Raw genomic sequence first — 19,668 nt, forward strand, 5'->3', positions numbered from 1 at the left:
TCTCCGTGAATGTTTACCCGTAATCGGGTGCACACCACGAGAGCGGAACGATCGGTCGGAATAAGACCGGTCGTTCACAGCGTCCTCGCTGTGTTTCGCCTACCCGCCACACGGGCCGGTAGGACTTTTCAAAGGAACCTCGCCATCCGAAGATGGACGGGGTATCAACTAATCTGGCGTTGATTTTTGGCACGCTGTTGAGTTCTCAAGGAACGGACGCTTCCTTCGTACTCACCCTCTCGGGCTTTCCTCCGGGCTTTTCCCTTCGGTCTTTCGTGTTTCCAACCTTACCAGATCCTTTTTCCGTTCCGTTTCCGGTTCGGATTCTGTTTCCGGTGGCCGATTGGGGGCCTTGCCTTTCGGCGTGGTCACTACTTTAGCCGAATTCCCGGGTGACTCATAATCGAGACTTGAGACCAGATTTCGGCATGCCGAAATCCGACCCCGCCGGGGTTCGTTGTAGGTAGTTGGATGGCCGCTCCGAGGTGCTCGAACAAGCACTGCCCGGTTCCAGCGGCTCGGACTACATTAGGCGTCCCCAGCACCCGGGTCAAGTCGCGTCAAGAGGACCGCTTCCGGGGCACATGGGCCCGGTACGGGCTCACCGTCGGGTCGTCGTCGATCCAGAAGCGCCAGGGGTGCGGGGCGCCGTCGCCGCCCACTCCCGTGCGGGGGCCGTTGCGTACCTGGTCAGCCGGGGGCGGGGTGCCGGTGAGGACGGTCAGGGGAGAGTCGGGGCCCGCGCAGGTGTCCGTGCCGTTCAGGGAGAGGGCGACGTCGAGCGCGGTGGCCAGACGGGCCGGGCCCTTGGCCAGTTCCTTGTCGTATCGGGCCGATCGTCGACGCTTCCGGGCCTCCTCCGCCCCGACCGTGATCTCGCCCGCGCGGAGCAGGACCCCGCTCGCGCGGCCCTCCGGACCGCAGACCAGATTCAGGCAGTGCCACATGCCGTAGGTGAAATAGACGTACGCGTGTCCGGGCGGACCGAACATGACCGCGTTGCGGGCCGTGCGCCCGCGGAAGGCGTGGGAACCGGGGTCGATCTCGCCCGCGTACGCCTCCACCTCCGTCAGGCGGACCTCCATGCGGCCGGTGTCCGACGTTCTCACCAGGGTGCGGCCCAGCAGGTCGGGGGCGACCTCCAGGACGGGGCGGTCGAAGAACTCCCGCGGGAGCGGCGTACGGTCGGGGCTCTCGCTCATGGCGTCCGAGCGTACTGGGGAGGACCGGAAAGCGGTCGGGAACCGGTTACGGTCGTCGCGCGTATGTAGGGGTCAGGACCAAGAAGGAGTGCACATGGGGTTCAAGAAGCTGCTCGCGAGCCTGGGCGCCGGTGGGGCGTCCGTGGAGACCGTGCTCACCGAGGAGAACGTCGTACCCGGCGGAGTCGTCCAGGGTGAGGTGCGGATCCAGGGCGGCTCGGTCGACCAGCAGATCGAGGGGCTGTCCGTGGGGCTCCAGGCCCGCGTCGAGGTCGAGGGCGGGGACCAGGAGACGAAGCAGGACATCGTCTTCACCAAGGTCCGGCTCGGCGGTGCCTTCGAGGTGAAGGCGGGCGCGGTCCACGTCGTCCCGTTCGGGTTCGAGATCCCCTGGGAGACGCCCGTCACGGCCATCGCCGGGCAGCAGCTGCGGGGCATGAACATCGGGGTGACCACCGAGCTGGAGATCGCCCGCGCGGTGGACTCCGGTGACCTGGACCCGATCAACGTGCACCCGCTGCCGGCGCAGCAGGCCCTCCTGGACGCCTTCCTCCAGCTGGGCTTCCGCTTCAAGAGCGCCGACATGGAGCGCGGGCACATCCGTGGCACCCGGCAGAAGCTGCCGTTCTACCAGGAGATCGAGTTCTTCCCGCCGCAGCAGTACCGCGGGCTGAACCAGGTCGAGCTCAGCTTCGTGGCGGACGACCGCGAGATGGACGTCGTCCTGGAGATGGACAAGAAGCCGGGTCTCTTCAGCGAGGGCAGCGACTCGTTCCGCGCGTTCAAGGTGGGTCTGGAGGACTTCCACACCACCGACTGGGCGGCGTACCTCAACCAGTGGCTCGCCGACGTCGGCGGCAAGCGGAACTGGCTCTAGGCTCGGCGGCGTACTGCATCGAGCGATACGGAGGTTCAGACGTGTCCGAGGGCAAGAGGGCGCCGCTCCCTCACGACTTCCATCCGCCGGTGCCGGCGTTCACCGTGGTGAGCGACGACATCGTGGCGGGCGGGGTCCTGAAGGCGGCGCAGGTGTACGCCGAGGGGAACACCTCGCCCCAGCTGAGCTGGGAGGGCTTCCCGGCGGAGACGAAGAGCTTCGCCGTGACCTGCTTCGACCCGGACGCGCCGACGGGCAGCGGATTCTGGCACTGGGTGGTGTTCGACATCCCGGCCTCGGTCACCGAGCTGCCGGCCGGCGCGGGCTCGCGGTCGTTCGAGGGGCTGCCGAAGGGCGCCGTACAGGTGCGCAACGACTACGGCTCCCGTGACTTCGGCGGGGCCGCTCCCCCGGCCGGTGAGAACCACCGCTACGTCTTCACCGTGTACGCGGTGGACACGGAGGAGCTCGGTCCGGACGCGGACGCCTCGCCGGCCGCCGTGGGCTTCAACCTGCGGTTCCACACTCTGGGCCGCGCCCAGTTGATCGCCGAGTACACCGCTCCCGCGGAGAGCTGAGGGTTCGTTTGTTGTTTGCCCGCTTCTGGTCTTGGAGAGATCAGAAGCGGGCATCTTTCGTTGTGCACGGATATTGCGTTGTCCAACCCGGCGCGCCCGGCCAGAGTTGATCCAAGCCCGAAGCTCCGCGAGGGGGCCGGGCCGGCACACGGGAGGTGGGCACAGTGCGGGACACGCTGGTACTGAACGCGAGCTTCGAGCCGCTGTCGACGGTCACACTCAACCGTGCGGTGGTGCTTGTCCTACAGGACAAGGCCGTCGTCGAGCAGGAGCATCCCGATCTCCGCATGCGTGCCGCCGCCGTCGACATCCCCGTCCCCCGGGTGATCAGACTCTGCCGCTATGTCCGGGTGCCGTTCCGAAGACAGGCTCCGTGGTCGAGACGGGGTGTGCTGGTCAGGGACCAGCACCGGTGCGCGTACTGCGGGAGACGCGCGACGACCGTGGACCATGTGGTGCCGCGGGCGCAGGGGGGTGCGGACAGCTGGCTGAACACGGTGGCGTCCTGCGCCGAGGACAATCACCGCAAAGCGGACCGGACTCCGGAGCAGGCGGGGATGCCGCTGCTCCACGAGCCGTTCGTGCCGACGCCGGCCGACGCGATGCTGCTGGCGATGCGGGCCGGTGAGCGGTCGGAGCTTCCGGCCTGGCTGGGGAGCACCGCGGCCTGAGTGGTCCGAGGTGTGCGTGTGTGGGCCCGCCCTGTCGTCCGGGGGCGGGCCCCGCGTCGTTCAGCGCAGCAGGAGCTGGACGATCGCGGCGGTGCCGACGACGACGATGAAGCCGCGCAGGACGGGGGGCGGGAGGCGGCGGCCGACCTTGGCTCCTATCTGGCCGCCGATGGCGGAGCCGACGGCGATGAGGAGGACGGCGGTCCAGTCGAAGGTGGCGACGAAGAGGAAGAAGAGCGCGGCGATGCTGTTGACGATCGCGGCGAGAACGTTCTTGACGGCGTTGAGGCGCTGGAGGGTGTCGGCGAGGAGCATGCCCATGAGGGAGAGGTAGATGATCCCTTGGGCGGCGGTGAAGTAGCCGCCGTAGACGCTGGCGAGGAGCAGTCCGGTCAGCAGGAGCGGGCCGCCGTCGGGATCGCCCTGGGCGCCGGTGCGTTCGCGGCGGGCCTGGACGGCCTTGGAGAGGCGCGGCTGCAGGATGACGAGGACCAGGGCCAGGCCGACCAGGACCGGGACGATCGTCTCGAAGGCCTCGGGCGGGAGCATCAGCAGGAGGACGGCGCCGGCGAGGCCGCCGGTCGCGGCGACGGCGCCGAGACGGAGGATCCTGCGGCGCTGGCCCTTGAGCTCCTCGCGGTAGCCGATGGCGCCGCTGATGGAGCCGGGGATGAGGCCGAGGGCGTTGGAGACGGTGGCGGTGACGGGTGGCAGTCCGGTGAGGAGCAGGACCGGGAACGTGATCAGCGTTCCCGATCCGACGATGGTGTTGATGGTGCCGGCGCCCACACCGGCGGCGAAGACCGCCAGTAGTTCCCAGAGGGACAACGCCATCTCCTCACATGGTCGGTGGGTTCCCTCTCCGCCGGGACGTGGCCGGGTCGAGGGGCGCGCACCGATCATGCACGATCAGGCGTGCGCGTCAGTCGACCGGGGGCTCCTCGCGGCGCTCGACGCCGGAGCCGGTGCGGCTGCCCGGGACGGTGCCCGAGGTGTTGAAGCCGGGGGCCCCGCCGCCGAGGTTGCCGAAGGCGCCGGAGAGTCCCTTCAGGGCGTCGCCGATCTCGCTGGGCACGATCCAGAGCTTGTTGGCGTCGCCCTCGGCGATCTTGGGGAGCATCTGGAGGTACTGGTACGAGAGGAGCTTCTGGTCCGGGTCGCCGGCGTGGATGGCCTCGAAGACCGTGCGTACGGCCTGGGCCTCGCCCTCGGCGCGCAGGGCGGCGGCCTTGGCCTCGCCCTCGGCGCGGAGGATCGCGGACTGCTTCTCGCCCTCGGCGGTGAGGATCTGGGACTGGCGGATGCCCTCGGCGGTGAGGATCGCGGCGCGCTTGTCGCGGTCGGCGCGCATCTGCTTCTCCATCGAGTCCTGGATGGAGGTCGGCGGCTCGATGGCCTTGAGCTCGACGCGGTTGACGCGGATGCCCCACTTGCCGGTGGCCTCGTCGAGGACGCCGCGCAGGGCCGCGTTGATCTCCTCGCGGGAGGTGAGGGTCCGCTCCAGGTCCATGCCGCCGATGATGTTGCGGAGGGTGGTGACGGTGAGCTGCTCGATCGCCTGGATGTAGCTGGCGACTTCGTAGGTGGCGGCCCGTGCGTCGGTCACCTGGTAGTAGATGACGGTGTCGATGTTGACGACCAGGTTGTCCTGGGTGATCACCGGCTGGGGCGGGAAGGGGACGACCTGTTCGCGCAGGTCGATGCGGTTGCGGATGGAGTCGATGAACGGGACGACGATGTTCAGGCCGGCGTTGAGCGTACGGGTGTAGCGGCCGAACCGTTCCACGATCGCGGCGCTCGCCTGCGGGATGACCTGGATCGTCTTGATCAGGGCGATGAAGACAAGCACCACCAGAATGATCAGGACGATGATGACTGCTGACATCGTGTTCCCCGTGCCCTTCGCTGCCGGTTCACTGCCGGGTTGAGTTCGATGATCGAGTTTCCCAGACGGCGGGCCGTCGTGTGGGACGTTCGGTCACATGACCACGGCGGTCGCCCCGTCGATGTCGACGACGTCGACCTGCTGCCCCGGTTCGAAGCTCAGCCCGGAGTCGAGTGCGCGGGCGGACCAGATCTCGCCGGCGAGCTTGATGCGCCCGCCGCTGCCGTCGACCCGTTCGGTGACGACGGCCTGACGGCCTTTCAGGGCGTCGATGCCGCTGGCGTGCCGGGGCGGGCCGTTGCGGTGCCGGGCCGCGATGGGGCGGACCACGGCGAGGAGCGCCACCGAGACGACGACGAAGACGACCACTTGGGCGACGATGCCGAAGCCGAGACCGGCGGTCACGGCTCCGGCGATCGCGCCGACGGAGAACATGCCGAATTCGGGCATCGCGGTCAGGACCAGCGGAATGCCGAGTCCGACCGCGCCGATCAGCCACCAGACCCACGCGTCGATGTCCACATGGTCATGGTAGGGCGGTGTCAACTCCGGGGACAGGGCGCGACGCTGTGCGGCGACGCGGCGCCCGTACGGACCGACTGGCGTGTGGGGGTGGTTACTTGAGCGGGAGGCCCTGGGCGGTGTAGCGGTCGCCGAGGTGTTCGACGACGAGCGGCAGGCCGAAGCAGAGCGAGAGGTTGCGGGAGGTGAGCTCGGTCTCCATGGGGCCGGCGGCGAGGACCTTGCCCTGGCGGATCATGAGGACGTGGGTGAAGCCCGGGGCGATCTCCTCGACATGGTGGGTGACCATGATCATGGAGGGGGCGTACGGGTCGCGGGCGAGGCGGCCGAGACGGCGGACCAGGTCCTCGCGGCCGCCGAGGTCGAGACCGGCGGCGGGCTCGTCGAGGAGGAGGAGCTCCGGGTCGGTCATCATCGCGCGGGCGATGAGGGTGCGCTTGCGCTCGCCCTCGGAGAGGGTGCCGAACCTGCGGTCCAGGTACTCGGTCATGCCGAGCCGGTCGAGGAAGGCGCGGGCGCGGTCCTCGTCGACGGCGTCGTAGTCCTCGTGCCAGGTGGCGGTCATGCCGTAGGCGGCGGTGAGGACGGTCTGCAGGACGGTCTGGCGCTTGGGGAGCTTCTCGGCCATCGCGATGCCGGCCATGCCGATGCGGGGGCGGAGGTCGAAGACGTCGGTGCCGACGCCGCCGAGCTGCTCGCCGAGGACGCGTGCGGTGCCGGTGCTCGGGAAGAGGTAGCTGGAGGCGAGGTTGAGGAGGGTGGTCTTGCCGGCGCCGTTGGGGCCGAGGATGACCCAGCGCTCGCCCTCCTTGACCGACCAGGAGACATCGTCCACCAGAGCCCGTCCGTCGCGGACCACGGATACGTCCACCAGCTCCAGTACATCGCTCATGAGCGCGTTGTCTCCCCTTGCGGTCGAGTCGGGTCGTCGCCTTGCGCCGGTGGGCGCGGCGTCCAGGGAAAACCTACGCCACTGTCGGAGCGGGCCGGTCCTTAGGTCCGGTGGTTCCGTGCTCCGGACCCCGAGTCCCTAGGCTGGGGGCATGCTTTCGGAACCACGCTCAGGACGTCTGGCCGCTTGGGGCAATGCCCTGTCGGCCGGATCGGTGTCGCCGGACGACGCGGCGCTGGCGATTGTCGGGGAGGACGCGGTGCACCGCGTGGAGGGGCTGCCCGGGGAGGCGGGGCGGGTCGGGCTGACCCTGGCGCTCGGGCGGCTGCGGCGGCTCGGGGTGACCGGGTGGCGGGTGGCGCTGCCGGCGCCGGGGCATCCGCTGGGGCTGAGCGGACCGCCGGACTTCAACGCGCGGGCGCTGGAGGCGGAGGAGGCGGCGGTGGGTTTCGGCGCGCCGTACGGGCTGGTGCCGGAGGTCACGGAGGCGGGTCCCGCAGGCGACGTGCACGTGGAGGTGGTCTGGCACTGTCTGCCGGTGCGGGAGGCGCCGCCGGCGGACGTGCCGTCGCTGGGCGAGGCGGAGCGGGAGCTGGCGGAGGCCCTGCGGGAGGCGACCGTGGTCCTGACGAAGCTGGACGTGGCGGGGTCGGGTCCGGTGGCGGACGCGGCCCGTGACGCGTACCGGGCGCGGGCGGAGGCCGGCCGGGAGGTGCTGGCTCCGGGCTATCCGCCGCGGGCGGTACGGGTGTTGGAGCTGGCCCAGCGAGTGGGTCTGCTGATCGACCTGGCGTACGACCACGGGCACGGGGGCGCGGTCAGCGCCGCCGAGATGGCGGCGCGGGGGGAGGCGTTGCGGCCGGTGGAGCGGGTGGCCCGGCGGGCGCAGGTGGCCGCCTACAACGCGTACGTGGAGGAGCGGGAGCGGGAGAGCTAGAGGTTCGACGGCCCGGGGGCGTGTCCCCCGGGGGCACGGGCGGGTGTGGGACACGACGAAGCCCGGTCTCCGGGGGGGTATTCCGGAGCCGGGCTCGGTCAGGGGGGCGTCAGCCGTTGAGGGCGCCGTTGCCGAAGGCCGGGTTGAGCAGGCCGATGACGTTGACCGTGTTGCCGGAGACGTTCACCGGGACGTGGACCGGGGCCTGGACCAGGTTGCCGGAGGCGACGCCCGGGGAGTTGAGGGCCTGCCCGTGGGCGTGCGCACCGCCGTGGGCGGAGGCGGCGCCGGCGCCCGCGGCGACGATGCCGCCGGCGACCATGGTGAGGGCTGCGGCCTTCTTGAGGTTGTTCACTTCAGGATCCTCCTGGTATTCGCCGCGGCCGGCCGCCGCGGCACGCCATGGAGAACGTCGGCGCCCCCGTCGGGTTGCGCCGAATGGGGGACATCCACCCGACAGTATGAAGAGGGGAACGGAGGTGCCTCTTCCGTCTCACCTGTCACACGCGTCGGTCACGAGGTCATGCCGTGGCGGACCGCCCACAGCGCCGCCTGGGTGCGGTCGGCGAGGTCGAGCTTCATCAGGATGTTCGAGACGTGCGTCTTGACCGTCTTCTCCGAGAGGACGAGCGCCCGGGCGATCTCCCGGTTGGACCGCCCGTCGGCGATCAGGCCGAGCACCTCGCGCTCCCGCTCGGTGAGGGTGGTGCCGCGGCCGGTGCCGCCGTGGCCGTCCTCCTGGGCGAGGAGCGCTCCGGCGACCTCCTGCTGGAGCAGGACGTGCCCCGCGTGGACGGAGCGGATGGCGCCGGCCAGGGCGTCGGGGTCCACGTCCTTGTAGACGTATCCCGAGGCGCCCGCGCGGAGGGCCGGGACGACCGTGCGCTGCTCGGTGAAGCTGGTGACGATCAGCACCTTCGCCGGGTTGGCCAGCTCGCGGAGCTTCCGCAGCGCCTCGATACCGTCCATGCCGGGCATCCGCACGTCCATGAGGACGACGTCGGGGCGCAGCTCCTCGGCGCGCGCGACGCCCTCGGCACCGTCCGAGGCCTCCCCCACGACCTCTATGTCGTCCTGGACCTCCAGGAAGGTGCGCAGGCCGCGGCGGACCACCTGGTGGTCGTCGACCAGCAGGACGCGGATGTGGGTGTCAGCCACCGGGGACCTCCATCTCGATCGTGGTGCCCCGGCCGGGCTCCGATGTCACGGTGAGCCGGCCGCCGACGCCGCCGGCCCGGTCGCGCATGGAGACCAGGCCGAGGTGGCGGCCGGCCCTGCGGACCGTGCGCGGGTCGAAGCCCGTCCCGTCGTCGGTGACGGTCAGGAGCGCTCCCTGGCCGTGGCGGGTCAGGGAGACGGCGACCAGCTCGGCACCGGCGTGCCGCAGGGCGTTGTGCAGGGCCTCCTGGGCGACCCGGAGCATCGCCTCCTCCTGGGCGGCGGGCAGCGCCCGCACTCCGGTGCTGTCGAAGGTGACGCGGGCGGTGTGGGCCCGGTCGAGGACCTGGATCTGCGTCCGGAGGGTGTGGACGAGGCCGTCCTCGTCGAGCGCGGCGGGGCGCAGCTCGACGACGGCGGCGCGCAGCTCGTCGGCGGCCTCGGCGGCCAGCGAGGCGACCTGCTGGAGCTCGCCCTTGGCGCGGGCCGGGTCGCGGTCGACGAGGGCCGCGGCGGCCTGGGCGGTGAGCCGGAGCGAGAAGAGCTTCTGGCTGACGGCGTCGTGCAGCTCGTGGGCGAGGCGCGAGCGCTCCTCGGCGATGGTGAGCTCGCGGCTGCGCTCGTACAGCCGGGCGTTGGTCAGGGCGATGGCCGCGTGCTGGGCGAGGATCGACAGCAGCTCCTCGTCCTGTGCCGTGAAGCCGCAGCCGCCGTTGGGCCGGGGGCAGCGCTTGTTGGCGAGGAAGAGGGCGCCGATCGTCTCGTCGCCGTCCTGGATGGGCAGGCCGAGGAAGTCGGACATCTCCGGGTGCGCGGACGGCCAGCCCTCGAAGCGCGCGTCCTCGCGGACGTCGGCGAGCCGCTCGGGCTCCGCCTTGTGGAGCATGGCGGCGAGGATGCCGTGCTGGCGGGGCAGCGGGCCGATGGCGCGCCACTGCTCCTCGCTCACCCCGTCGACGACGAACTGGGCGAAGCCGCCGTGATCGTCCGGCACGCCCAGGGCCGCGTACTCGGCGTCGAGCAGCTCGCGCGCGGAGGCGACGATCGTCTTGAGGACGTCGCGGACCTCCAGATGGCGGCTCATCGCGAGCAGCGCGGTGCTCACGGCGGCGAGGCCGGAGCCGGGTCGGTGACTCATGGCTTCACCGTACCGGTGGGGTGTGACGGTGCGTATCGGCCTGGGGACGGCCATCGGGTAGGGCCGCGGGACTAGGCCGAAGTGCCCCGGGTGGTCGGGGCCCGCGGCGGAGGCGGCGGGCGGGGGCGTGGTCCGAGTCTGGAGGTCGAACGTACCGAGAGGGGATGGACGTCATGCCTGTCGCGATCGTCACGGGAGCGTCGAAGGGGCTGGGGCTGGCGCTGGCCGCCGGGCTGGCCGAGGAGGGCTGGGACCTGGTCCTGGACGCGCGGACGGCGGAGGTGCTGGAGGAGGGTGCGCGGGCGGTCCGGGCGCGGGGCGGGCCGGGGCGGGTGGTGGCGCGGCCGGGCGATGTGACGGACGCGGAGCACCGGGCGGAGCTGGTGGCGGCTGCGCGGGGTCTCGGAGGACTCGATCTGCTGGTGCACAACGCGAGCGCGCTGGGCGCTGAGCCGCTGGTGCGGCTGGAGGGCCTGTCCCTGGACGGGCTGCGGGTGGCCCTGGAGACGAATCTGGTGGCCGCGCTGGGTCTCGTACAGGAGGGGTTGCCTTCGCTGCGGGAGAGCGGGGCCGGTGCGGTGGTCGTGATCAGCTCGGACGCGGCGGTGGAGGCGTACGAGACGTGGGGCGGGTACGGGGCGTCGAAGGCGGCGCTCGACCTGCTGGCGGGGGTGCTGGCGGTGGAGGAGCCGGGGCTGCGGGTGTGGGCGGTCGATCCGGGGGACATGGCGACGGCGCTGTACGCGGCGGCGGTCCCCGGCGACGACGGTCCGCGGCCGGATCCGGGGACGGTGGTGCCGGGGATCCTGCGGCTCCTGGCGGCCCGGCCGGCGAGCGGGCGGTACACGGCGGCGGAGTGGTCGGAAGCGGAGTGGTCGGGGGCGGACGGGGAGCCTCCGGGGCCGGAGGCCGCCTCGGCGTCGGCGTCGGGTTCGGCTTCGGCTTCGGTGGAGCGGGCGGGGGCGGACGGATGAGCGTCCTGGAGGAGCTGAGGGTGCCGGAGGAGCGGTCGGCGCGGGTCCCGGCCGAGCAGCGCGGTCCCGGCCGGGGGCGGGACGACGTACGGCTGATGGTCTCGCGCGGGACGGAGGTGTGGCACCAGGCCTTCCGGGAGCTGCCCGGGTGGCTGCGGGCCGGGGACGTGCTGGTGGTCAACACCTCGCCGACGCTGGCCGCCGCCGTGTCGGGGCGGCTGGGCGGGGAGCCGGCCGGACGGCCGGTCGTCGTGCACTTCTCGACCCGCGGCGACGACGGCCGGTGGGCGGTGGAGCTGCGGGATCCGGACGGCCGGGGCAGCAGCCGGGCGCGGGCGGGCGGCCCGCCGGGGGCGGCGGTACGGCTGCCGGACGGGGCGCGGCTCGTTCTCGATGAGCCCCTGGCGCCGGGGTCGGGCCGGCTGTGGTGGGCGCGGGCGGACGCCCCCGTACCGGAGCTGCTGGCGCGCCACGGGCGCCCGATCCGCTACGGGTACACGGAGCGGGACCAGCCGCTGGAGGCGTACCAGACGGTCTTCGCGCTCCCCTCCCCCGACGGCGCGGGGTCCGCGGAGATGCCGAGCGCCGGGCGGCCCTTCACCACCCGGCTGGTGACGGAGCTGGTCTGCAGGGGGGTGCGGTTCGCGCCGATCACCCTGCACACGGGGGTGGCGTCGGCCGAGGCGCACGAGCCGCCCTATCCGGAGCGCTTCGAGGTGCCGGAGGCGTCGGCGCGGGTGGTGAACGAGGCGAGGGCGACGGGCGGGCGGGTCATCGCGGTGGGGACGACGGCCGTACGGGCGCTGGAGTCGGCCGCGGCGGGCGGGCCGGGCGGGTGGCCGCGGAGCGTGGTGCGGGCCGCGGCGGGGTGGACGGACCTGGTGGTGACACCGGCGCGCGGGGTGCGGGTGGTGGACGGGCTGCTGACCGGGCTCCACGAGCCGGCGGCCTCGCATCTGCTGATGCTGGAGGCGGTGGCCGGGAGGGCCGCCCTGCACCGTGCGTACGAGGAGGCGCTGCGGGCGCTGTACCTGTGGCACGAGTTCGGGGACCTCCACCTCATCCTCCCGGAGGACCCCCCTCACCGAGCGCATTGCTGACGCAACGTGTGGTGAGTTCAGCGGGGGGCCCGTGTGAGCCCTCGCATAGGACCCAGGTCACTTACGAACACCTTTAGTGGAGGGTGAAAGGGTGGATATGGGCTGTATGACGCGGCCCCAGGGGGCTATCCGTGCGCGGTGCACGGGACCCTGATCCACTACCCGGGGTCGTACGTCACACCTTTGCCACAGCATTTTGCGGCCGCTAAGAATTGCAGCCGTCGCCGCCGAACAGGGCGCAGCGCCGCCCGGCCTGAGCGACACCCCCTGCGATTCGAAGAGGTATCTCCGCATGTCTGCGAACACCCCTGGTAACCGTCGTCTGAACAAGACCCACAAGATCTCGATCGCCGGCGTCGCCGCTCTCAGCGCCGCTGCCATCGGCTTCTCCCTGGTTCCCGGCAACGCCGCCGCGGAGACCGAGCCGCAGGCCCTGACGAACACGCAGCAGGTCGCCTGGGCGTACAACGCCGACAGCCCGCAGGCCAAGGCGCTGCACGCCGGCCTTACCGAGCAGCAGAACGTCATCGGCCTCAAGGCCAAGCAGGAGGCCGAGGCGAAGGCCAAGGCCGCCGCCGCCAAGGTCAAGGCCGACGCTCAGGCGAAGGCCGCCAAGGCGAAGGCCGAGGCCGCCGCGAAGAAGCGCGCCGCGGAGAAGGCGGCCGCGAGCCGTGCCGCCGCCCGCACCCCCGTCTTCGCGAACAACCTCGACGGCTGGATCCGCGAGGCGCTGTTCATCATGGACAAGCACAACATCCCGGGCACCTACGAGGGCATCCACCGCAACATCATGCGGGAGTCCAGCGGTAACCCGCGGGCCATCAACAACTGGGACATCAACGCCATCAACGGTGTCCCGTCGAAGGGCCTGCTCCAGGTCATCTACCCGACCTTCAAGACCTACCACGTGGCGGGCACCAAGTTCGACCAGTACGACCCGGTCGCCAACATCGTCGCGGCGTGCAACTACGCCGCCGACCGCTACGGCTCGATGGACAACGTGAACAGCGCCTACTGATCCAGGCGCAGCGCAGACGCCGAAAGGGCGGCACCCGTGCTGGGGTGCCGCCCTTCGGCGCGTCCGGACGCGGTTACTTGCGCATGACCTCAGGCTCGTGGCGGCGCAGCAGACGCGCCACCGCGAAGCCGCAGGCGATGCCGATGAGCAGCAGGACCGTGAGGTTGAAGCCCCACTGGGCGACCGTGTGGTCCCACAGCGGGTCCAGGTTGGTCGGGTTCTTGTGGTCCCACGGCGGCATCAGGTGGGCGAGGTCGAGGGTCGAGCCCGCCGCGGCGATGGCCCAGCGGGAGGGCATCAGCCAGGCGAACTGCTCCAGGCCCGGCGATCCGTACACCTGGAAGAGGATGCCGGTGAAGACGACCTGGACGATCGCGAACATCACCAGGAGCGGCATGGTCTTCTCGGCGGTCTTCACCAGCGAGGAGATGACCAGGCCGAACATCATCGAGGTGAAGCCGAGGGCGATGATCGTGATGCACAGCTCGACGGCCGGCGGGAGGACCAGGCCCTCCGCGGGCAGCTCGCGGGTGGCGAAGCCGATGCCGCAGATGATCACGCCCTGGATGGCGGTGATCACGCCCAGGACGATGACCTTGGACATGAGGTACGCCGAGCGGGACAGGCCGGTGGCCCGCTCCCGTTCGTAGATGACCCGTTCCTTGATCAGCTCTCGTACGGAGTTGGCGGCGCCCGAGAAGCACATGCCGACCGCGAGGATCAGCATGATCGTGCCGGCGTCGCCGTTGAAGCGGGACGGCGGCGTGGGCGGCGCGAGGCCGAAGTCGGCGGGGATGACGACCGAGACCACGCCGAGGACGGCCGGCAGGATCACCATCAGGCCCAGGAAGCCCTTGTCGGAGGCGATGACCGAGGAGTAGCGGCGGATCAGGGTCCACAGCTGGGAGCCCCAGCCCTGCGGCTTGGGCGGCCTGGTCGCCGCGTGCTGCAGCATCTGGACGGGCTGCGCGGCGACGGCGTCGATGTCCGCGGCGTACATCTGGTAGTGCTGCGAGCCCTTCCAGCGGCCCGCCCAGTCGTAGTCGCGGTAGTTCTCGAAGGCGGAGAAGACGTCGGCCCAGGTGCTGTAGCCGAAGAAGTTCAGCGCCTCCTCCGGCGGGCCGAAGTAGGCCACCGAGCCGCCGGGGGCCATCACCAGGAGCTTGTCGCACAGGCCCAGCTCGGCCACCGAGTGGGTGACGACGAGGACGGTGCGGCCGTCGTCGGCGAGGCCGCGCAGCAGCTGCATGACGTCACGGTCCATGCCCGGGTCGAGGCCGGAGGTCGGCTCGTCGAGGAAGATCAGCGACGGCTTGGTGAGGAGCTCCAGGGCGACGGAGACGCGCTTGCGCTGGCCACCGGAGAGGGAGGTGACCTTCTTCTCCTTGTGGATGTCGAGCTTGAGCTCGCGCAGCACCTCGTCGATGCGGGCCTCGCGCTCGGCCGGGGCGGTGTCGCCGGGGAAGCGGAGCTTGGCGGCGTAGCGGAGCGCCTTCTGGACGGTCAGCTCCTTGTGCAGGATGTCGTCCTGCGGGACCAGACCGATGCGCTGGCGCAGCTCGGCGAACTGCTTGTAGAGGCTCCGGTTGTCGTAGAGGACGTCACCCTCGTTGGCCGGGCGGTAGCCGGTCAGCGCCTTGAGCAGGGTGGACTTGCCGGAGCCGGAGGGGCCGATGACGCCGATCAGCGACTTCTCGGGGACGCCGAAGGAGACGTCCTTGAGGATCTGCTTGCCGCCGTCGACCGTGACGGTGAGGTGGCGGGCCGAGAAGGAGACCTCGCCGGTGTCGACGAACTCCTCGAGTTGGCCGCCGACCATCCGGAAGGCCGAGTGACCGACACCGACGATGTCGTTGGGGCCGATGAGGACGGAGCCGCCCTTGGCGATCGGCTGGCCGTTGACGTACGTGCCGTTGTGGGAGCCGAGGTCGCGGATCTCGAAACGGCCGTCGGGTGTGGCGTGGAACTCGGCGTGGTGGCGCGAGACCTGGAGGTCGGAGACGACCAGTTCGTTCTCGAGCGCACGACCGATCCGCATGACGTGGCCGAGCGACAGCTGGTGGAACGTGGTGGGGCTGCGGTCGCCGTAGACCGGCTGCGCCCCCGCGTTGCCGCCGCCCTGGCCCGGCACCTTCTGCGCCAACTGCTCGACGGGACCGGCCTGCTGCTGCGGGAACTGCGGTTGCGGGGCCTGCTGGTGCGGCTGGGCCGGGGCCTGTTGCTGCCAGCCCTGCTGCTGCGGCGGGGCCTGGTGGGTGGCCCAGTCGGCCTGCGCCGCGCCCTGGTGGGCAGGGGCGGCCTGCGCCGGCGCCTGCTGGGCCGGGGCCTGCTGCGGGGCCGCGGCGCTCGCGGCGAGATTCAGCCGGGGCCCGTCGGTCGCGTTGCCGAGGTGCACCGCGGAGCCGGGCCCGATCTCCACCGCGTGGACGCGCTGGCCCTGCACGAAGGTGCCGTTGGTCGAGCCGTGGTCCTCGATGACCCAACTCCGGCCGCCCCAGCTGATGGTGGCGTGCCGCCACGAGACCCTGGCGTCGTCGATCACGAGGTCGCCCTGCGGATCGCGGCCGAGGGTGTACGACCTGGACGGCTCGAGAGTCCAGGTCCTTCCGTTCAATTCCAGTACGAGTTCTGGCACTCCATGCCCCACTACTTGTCCCCCGATGCAACCCCCGTCGTCGGGAGTCCAGGGATGGCGAACATCCGGGGGGAACTATTTCAGGCCGGGTCCCGTATCCGAAAGTCGGGCGGTGTGAAGACCCCGCAGAGGCACGGACGGAGCATCCGTGAATCGGGCAAGCCGTGACGAATGGGAGGCGCGGCGGGGGTGGGGGGTGCGGGGTCGGGGCGCGAGCGGTCGCGAGGCGGGGCGGCCGGCGCGGCGCTACGGTGGCAGGGGCGGGACCAGTCGGGTGTCCGGTACGCGGGACGGGGAGGCTGGTGGCACCCCGTGCCCGATACGGTGGAAGCACCATGAGCGCATCGCAGACCTCAGACGTTCCCACCCTTCTCGTCAAGATCTTCGGGAAGGACCGTCCCGGGATCACCGCCGGACTCTTCGACACCCTCGCCGCCTACTCCGTCGACGTCGTGGACATCGAGCAGGTCGTGTCCCGCGGGCGCCTCGTGCTGTGCGCGCTCGTGACCGAGCCGACCGTCGCCTCGCAGGGCGAGCTCCGGGCCACCGTGCACAGCTGGGCGGAGTCGCTGAAGCTGCAGGCCGAGATCATCTCCGGCACCGGCGACAACCGTCCGCGCGGCAGCGGCCGGTCCCACGTCACCGTGCTGGGGCACCCGCTGACCGCCGAGGCGACGGCCGCCATAGCGGCCAGGATCACCGAGACCGGCGGGAACATCGACCGTATCTTCCGTCTCGCGAAGTACCCGGTGACCGCGGTGGAGTTCGCCGTGTCGGGGTGCGAGCCCGAGCCGCTGCGGACCGCCCTGGCGCCCGCCTCGCACCACATCGGCGTGGACGTCGCCGTCGTCTCGGCGGGGCTGCAGCGCCGCGCCCAGCGGCTGGTGGTGATGGACGTCGACTCGACCCTCATCCAGGACGAGGTCATCGAGCTGTTCGCGGCGCACGCGGGCTGCGAGGACAAGGTCGCCGAGGTCACCGAGGCGGCGATGCGCGGCGAGCTGGACTTCGAGCAGTCGCTGCACGCACGGGTGGCGCTGCTGGAGGGGCTCGACGTCTCGGTGGTGGACAAGGTCCGCGCCGAGGTGCGGCTCACGCCGGGCGCCCGCACCCTGATCCGTACGCTCAAGCGGCTCGGCTATCAGGTCGGGGTGGTCTCCGGTGGCTTCACCCAGGTCACGGACGATCTCCAGGAGCGGCTGGGCCTGGACTTCGCCTCGGCCAACACCCTGGAGATCGTGGACGGCAAGCTGACCGGCCGGGTGACGGGCGAGATCGTGGACCGGGCGGGCAAGGCCCGGCTGCTGCGGCGGTTCGCCGCCGAGGCGGGTGTGCCGCTGGCGCAGACCGTGGCCATCGGCGACGGGGCCAACGACCTGGACATGCTGAACGCCGCCGGGCTCGGGGTGGCGTTCAACGCCAAGCCGGTCGTGCGGGAGGCCGCGCACACGGCGGTGAACGTGCCCTTCCTCGACACCGTCCTCTATCTGCTCGGCATTACCCGCGAAGAGGTCGAGGCGGCGGACGGCGGCGAGGAGCTGCTGCACTGACGGCGCGCCCGCGCGAGCCGTCGCACCCGCCGCGGCGAAAGGCCCGGTCACCCAGCGGTGGCCGGGCCTTTCGCGCGCGGTGGGGCCGGGTCGGTGGTCAGTCGTGCGGTGCCCAGTAGTCGAGCAGGGTGGCGACGCCGTGCTCGACGGACTTCCAGGTGCCCTGGAAGCCGAGGACGGAGAAGGCGGCGGTGGGGAACCCGCCGCGGTTCATCCGGGTCAGCGCGTCCCCCTCGGCCGAGCCCGCGAGGGCGTCGGAGAGCGCGTGCATCCCGGGGTTGTGGCCGATGACGAGGACGTCGTCGACCTCCTCCGGCGTCTCGTTGAGCAGGGCGATGAGCTCGCCGAGGGAGGCTTCGTACAGCCGCTCCTCATAGACCGTCCGGGGACGGTGGGGCAGCTCCTGCACGGCCAGCTTCCAGGTCTCGCGGGTGCGGACGGCGGTCGAGCAGAGGGCCAGATCGAAGGAGATACCGGTGTCGGCGAGCTTGCGGCCGGCGACGGGGGCGTCCGTGCGGCCGCGCTCGGCGAGCGGACGCTCGTGATCGGACACCGGGGGCCAGTCGGCCTTCGCGTGCCGGAGCAGCACGATCCTGCGGGGTGTGTCGACGCTCATGCGCTCCACCTTCCCACGAAACGGCTCACGCCGACTCAGAGAGAGAGCGTTTGCTGGATCTGCCGCAGGACGTGGCCGACCGCCGGATCGGAGCCGACGGCGTGCGCCTTTCCCGGTCCGGCTATCAGCGCGAAGAGCGCGAGGAACGCGGCCACCGGGAGGGCGAGGGCCCACCAGGGCAGCCGGGTGTCGACGCCGTGCGACGTGCTCCGGGTGCTGGGGTGCGTACGGGCCGGCATGGCCGCCTCCGGGGAAAGGGTGATCCGTTGCGATGGCTCCAACGTACGGATCGGCGGCGACCGGGCCCATCCGGTGATCCACCCACTTCACCCTGAGAAGAACCCCCTAGGGGATGGGAGGGCGAACCCCACCCTCCCCCGCCTCACGGCGCGTCGACGGACGGGCGGGAGGGGCGGGGGTGCGGCTCAGGGGGAGGAACGTGGGGTGCGGCTCAGGGGGAGGCGATCGAGGCGATGACGGCGATGACGACCGTGATGCCCAGCATCGCGCCGAGCACGATGAGGAGCTTCTTCTGGCCGTTCTGGGGGTTCGGGTCGAGCACTGGCATGGGGCCAGTCTCGCATCTCAGCACTCGTCCTCGACGATCCGGTCCCTGCCGGCGAGGACACCGACGACCATCTGGGGCACCATCAGCCCGGCCATCAGGGCGATGGGCAGGCCCCAGCCGCCGCTGTGCTGGTAGAGGACGCCCACGAGGAGCGGCCCGGGGATCGAGAGGAGATAGCCGACGCTCTGCGCGAAGGCGGAGAGCCGGACCACCCCGGCGCCGGTGCGCGAGCGCATGCCGATCATCGTGAGGGCGAGCGGGAAGGCGCAGTTGGAGACGCCGAGGAGCACGGCCCAGACCCAGGCGCCGCCGGCGGGCGCGAGGTACAGACCGGTGTAGCCGCCGAGGCCGCACAGGCCCAGGGCGACGGCGATCGGGCCCTGGTTCCTGAGCCGTCCGGCGAGGCGCGGGATGACGAAGGCGAGGGGGACGCCCATGACCATCGTGACGGCGAGGAGCACGCCGGCGGTGCCGGCGGGGACGCCCGCGTCGCGGAAGATCTGGGGCATCCAGCCCATGGTGATGTAGGCGCCGGTGGCCTGGAGGCCGAAGAAGACGCCGAGGGCCCAGGCGGTGCGGCTGCGGGTGATCCGGAGCGGCGCGGCGGAGCGGGCCGGTTCCCGGGCGGGAAGGGAGGCGGCCGGGGCGGCCGCCCCTCCCTCGGACCGGTCGCGCAGCATCAGGACCCAGGGCAGGACGGCGAGCGCGGCGAGGCCCGCCCAGAAGCCGAGTCCGGCGCGCCAGCCCCCGCCCATGGCCGCGGTCAGGGGCACGGTCGCGGCGGCGGCCAGGGAGGTGCCGAGGGCGAGGGCCATGGAGTAGAGGCCGGTCATGGTGCCGACGCGGTCGGGGAAGTACCGCTTGACGATGACGGGCATCAGGACGTTGCTGACGGCGATGCCCATCAGCGCGAGGGCGCTGGCCGCGAGGAAGCCGACGGTGCCGCCCACGAAGGGGCGCAGGGCGAGTCCGGCGAGGATCGCCACCATGCCGGCGCAGACGACGGCGGCGGGGCCGAAGCGGCGGGCGAGGCGCGGGGCGGTGATGCCGAAGACCGCGAAGCAGAGCGGGGGCACCGAGGTGAGGACGCCGGCGACGCTGCCACTCATGTGGAGGCCGTCGCGGACCTCTTCGAGGAGGGCGCCGAGGCTGGTGATGGCGGGGCGGAGGTTGAGCGCCGCAAGGACGAGCCCGACGATGACGAGTCCGGTGAGCCGGCGGGCCGGGGTGGCGGGTGCGGAAGAATCCTCCACCGTGGTGGCCGGTGAGGAGGCGCGGGCCGGGGGCGTGGCGGTCTTCAGGGTCTGCGGCTCGTCAGGCATGGGGCCATCATAGAATCATGGGATG

At 71.5% G+C, this 19,668-nt stretch carries 21 protein-coding genes; 8 read left to right on the top strand and 13 right to left on the bottom strand.

Going from position 1 to position 19,668, the window contains the following annotated elements; genetic code table 11:
- Positions 1 to 560 precede the first annotated feature (560 nt).
- Complete coding sequence (locus ACFZBD_RS17560; protein ID WP_391140473.1) at positions 561 to 1,202, bottom strand: DNA-3-methyladenine glycosylase; 642 nt, start codon at positions 1,200 to 1,202, stop codon at positions 561 to 563.
- A 94-nt stretch (positions 1,203 to 1,296) separates the two neighbouring features.
- On the opposite strand from ACFZBD_RS17560, the gene ACFZBD_RS17565 reads away from it, so the two are divergent.
- From ACFZBD_RS17565 to ACFZBD_RS17575, 3 genes are all read left to right on the top strand, one after another.
- Complete coding sequence (locus ACFZBD_RS17565) at positions 1,297 to 2,079, top strand: sporulation protein (protein WP_391140474.1); 783 nt, start codon at positions 1,297 to 1,299, stop codon at positions 2,077 to 2,079.
- A 41-nt stretch (positions 2,080 to 2,120) separates the two neighbouring features.
- Positions 2,121 to 2,657: a YbhB/YbcL family Raf kinase inhibitor-like protein gene (locus ACFZBD_RS17570; RefSeq protein WP_391140475.1), complete on the top strand. Its 537-nt coding sequence runs from the start codon at positions 2,121 to 2,123 to the stop codon at positions 2,655 to 2,657.
- Between the two features lie 164 nt (positions 2,658 to 2,821).
- The gene (locus tag ACFZBD_RS17575) at positions 2,822 to 3,328 is read left to right on the top strand and encodes an HNH endonuclease (RefSeq protein WP_391140476.1); all 507 of its coding nucleotides are present in this window, start codon (positions 2,822 to 2,824) and stop codon (positions 3,326 to 3,328) included.
- A 60-nt stretch (positions 3,329 to 3,388) separates the two neighbouring features.
- Here ACFZBD_RS17575 and ACFZBD_RS17580 read toward each other — a convergent pair whose 3' ends face one another.
- The 4 genes from ACFZBD_RS17580 to ACFZBD_RS17595 all read right to left on the bottom strand — a co-directional run bounded on the left by ACFZBD_RS17580 (position 3,389) and on the right by ACFZBD_RS17595 (position 6,627).
- Positions 3,389 to 4,162, bottom strand: a complete 774-nt coding sequence (locus ACFZBD_RS17580) for a TSUP family transporter (protein ID WP_391140477.1) — start codon at positions 4,160 to 4,162, stop codon at positions 3,389 to 3,391.
- A gap of 88 nt (positions 4,163 to 4,250) precedes the next feature.
- Positions 4,251 to 5,213 carry an SPFH domain-containing protein gene (locus ACFZBD_RS17585; RefSeq protein ID WP_391140478.1) on the bottom strand — a complete coding sequence of 321 codons (963 nt, stop codon included), beginning with the start codon at positions 5,211 to 5,213 and terminating at the stop codon, positions 4,251 to 4,253.
- 93 nt (positions 5,214 to 5,306) lie between these two features.
- Positions 5,307 to 5,735 (bottom strand): NfeD family protein, encoded by a 429-nt coding sequence (locus tag ACFZBD_RS17590; RefSeq protein ID WP_391140479.1) that lies wholly within the window; start codon positions 5,733 to 5,735, stop codon positions 5,307 to 5,309.
- Positions 5,736 to 5,829: 94 nt separating this feature from the next.
- On the bottom strand, positions 5,830 to 6,627 hold the full coding sequence (locus ACFZBD_RS17595) for an ATP-binding cassette domain-containing protein (protein ID WP_391140480.1): 798 nt from the start codon (positions 6,625 to 6,627) through the stop codon (positions 5,830 to 5,832).
- Positions 6,628 to 6,778: 151 nt separating this feature from the next.
- Here ACFZBD_RS17595 and ACFZBD_RS17600 point away from each other — a divergent pair, with 151 nt between their 5' ends.
- Complete coding sequence (locus ACFZBD_RS17600) at positions 6,779 to 7,564, top strand: hypothetical protein (protein WP_391140481.1); 786 nt, start codon at positions 6,779 to 6,781, stop codon at positions 7,562 to 7,564.
- 109 nt (positions 7,565 to 7,673) lie between these two features.
- Here ACFZBD_RS17600 and ACFZBD_RS17605 read toward each other — a convergent pair whose 3' ends face one another.
- The 3 genes from ACFZBD_RS17605 to ACFZBD_RS17615 form a co-directional block, all read right to left on the bottom strand.
- Positions 7,674 to 7,919, bottom strand: coding sequence for a chaplin family protein (locus ACFZBD_RS17605; protein WP_391140482.1), 246 nt, complete (start codon positions 7,917 to 7,919; stop codon positions 7,674 to 7,676).
- Between the two features lie 158 nt (positions 7,920 to 8,077).
- Entirely contained in the window at positions 8,078 to 8,722 is a 645-nt protein-coding gene (locus ACFZBD_RS17610; RefSeq protein WP_391140483.1) for a response regulator, read from the bottom strand.
- A complete protein-coding gene (locus ACFZBD_RS17615; protein WP_391140484.1) occupies positions 8,715 to 9,860 on the bottom strand; it encodes a GAF domain-containing protein in 1,146 nt (381 codons plus the stop codon). Before ACFZBD_RS17615 ends, ACFZBD_RS17610 begins: the two co-directional genes overlap by 8 nt.
- Before the next feature lie 173 nt (positions 9,861 to 10,033).
- On the opposite strand from ACFZBD_RS17615, the gene ACFZBD_RS17620 reads away from it, so the two are divergent.
- From ACFZBD_RS17620 to ACFZBD_RS17630, 3 genes are all read left to right on the top strand, one after another.
- The gene (locus ACFZBD_RS17620) at positions 10,034 to 10,834 is read left to right on the top strand and encodes an SDR family NAD(P)-dependent oxidoreductase (protein ID WP_391141177.1); all 801 of its coding nucleotides are present in this window, start codon (positions 10,034 to 10,036) and stop codon (positions 10,832 to 10,834) included.
- Entirely contained in the window at positions 10,831 to 11,934 is a 1,104-nt protein-coding gene (locus tag ACFZBD_RS17625; protein ID WP_391140485.1) for an S-adenosylmethionine:tRNA ribosyltransferase-isomerase, read from the top strand. Before ACFZBD_RS17620 ends, ACFZBD_RS17625 begins: the two co-directional genes overlap by 4 nt.
- A 292-nt stretch (positions 11,935 to 12,226) precedes the next feature.
- The gene (locus ACFZBD_RS17630) at positions 12,227 to 12,952 is read left to right on the top strand and encodes a transglycosylase SLT domain-containing protein (protein WP_391140486.1); all 726 of its coding nucleotides are present in this window, start codon (positions 12,227 to 12,229) and stop codon (positions 12,950 to 12,952) included.
- 73 nt (positions 12,953 to 13,025) lie between these two features.
- Here ACFZBD_RS17630 and ACFZBD_RS17635 read toward each other — a convergent pair whose 3' ends face one another.
- Positions 13,026 to 15,599 carry an FHA domain-containing protein gene (locus ACFZBD_RS17635; RefSeq protein WP_391140487.1) on the bottom strand — a complete coding sequence of 858 codons (2,574 nt, stop codon included), beginning with the start codon at positions 15,597 to 15,599 and terminating at the stop codon, positions 13,026 to 13,028.
- A 323-nt stretch (positions 15,600 to 15,922) separates the two neighbouring features.
- Between ACFZBD_RS17635 and serB the strand changes: the two genes are divergently transcribed.
- Complete coding sequence (gene serB / locus ACFZBD_RS17640) at positions 15,923 to 17,137, top strand: phosphoserine phosphatase SerB (protein ID WP_391140488.1); 1,215 nt, start codon at positions 15,923 to 15,925, stop codon at positions 17,135 to 17,137.
- A 97-nt stretch (positions 17,138 to 17,234) separates the two neighbouring features.
- Here serB and ACFZBD_RS17645 read toward each other — a convergent pair whose 3' ends face one another.
- From ACFZBD_RS17645 to ACFZBD_RS17660, 4 genes are all read right to left on the bottom strand, one after another.
- The gene (locus tag ACFZBD_RS17645) at positions 17,235 to 17,753 is read right to left on the bottom strand and encodes a histidine phosphatase family protein (protein WP_391140489.1); all 519 of its coding nucleotides are present in this window, start codon (positions 17,751 to 17,753) and stop codon (positions 17,235 to 17,237) included.
- Positions 17,754 to 17,788: 35 nt separating this feature from the next.
- Complete coding sequence (locus ACFZBD_RS17650; protein WP_391140490.1) at positions 17,789 to 17,992, bottom strand: hypothetical protein; 204 nt, start codon at positions 17,990 to 17,992, stop codon at positions 17,789 to 17,791.
- A 212-nt stretch (positions 17,993 to 18,204) separates the two neighbouring features.
- Positions 18,205 to 18,321: an SGM_5486 family transporter-associated protein gene (locus tag ACFZBD_RS17655; protein WP_268247900.1), complete on the bottom strand. Its 117-nt coding sequence runs from the start codon at positions 18,319 to 18,321 to the stop codon at positions 18,205 to 18,207.
- A gap of 17 nt (positions 18,322 to 18,338) precedes the next feature.
- Complete coding sequence (locus ACFZBD_RS17660) at positions 18,339 to 19,643, bottom strand: CynX/NimT family MFS transporter (RefSeq protein WP_391140491.1); 1,305 nt, start codon at positions 19,641 to 19,643, stop codon at positions 18,339 to 18,341.
- Positions 19,644 to 19,668 lie beyond the last annotated feature (25 nt).

The sequence above is a fragment of the Streptomyces sp. NPDC008121 genome (assembly GCF_042957155.1).
Lineage (GTDB): Bacteria > Actinomycetota > Actinomycetes > Streptomycetales > Streptomycetaceae > Streptomyces.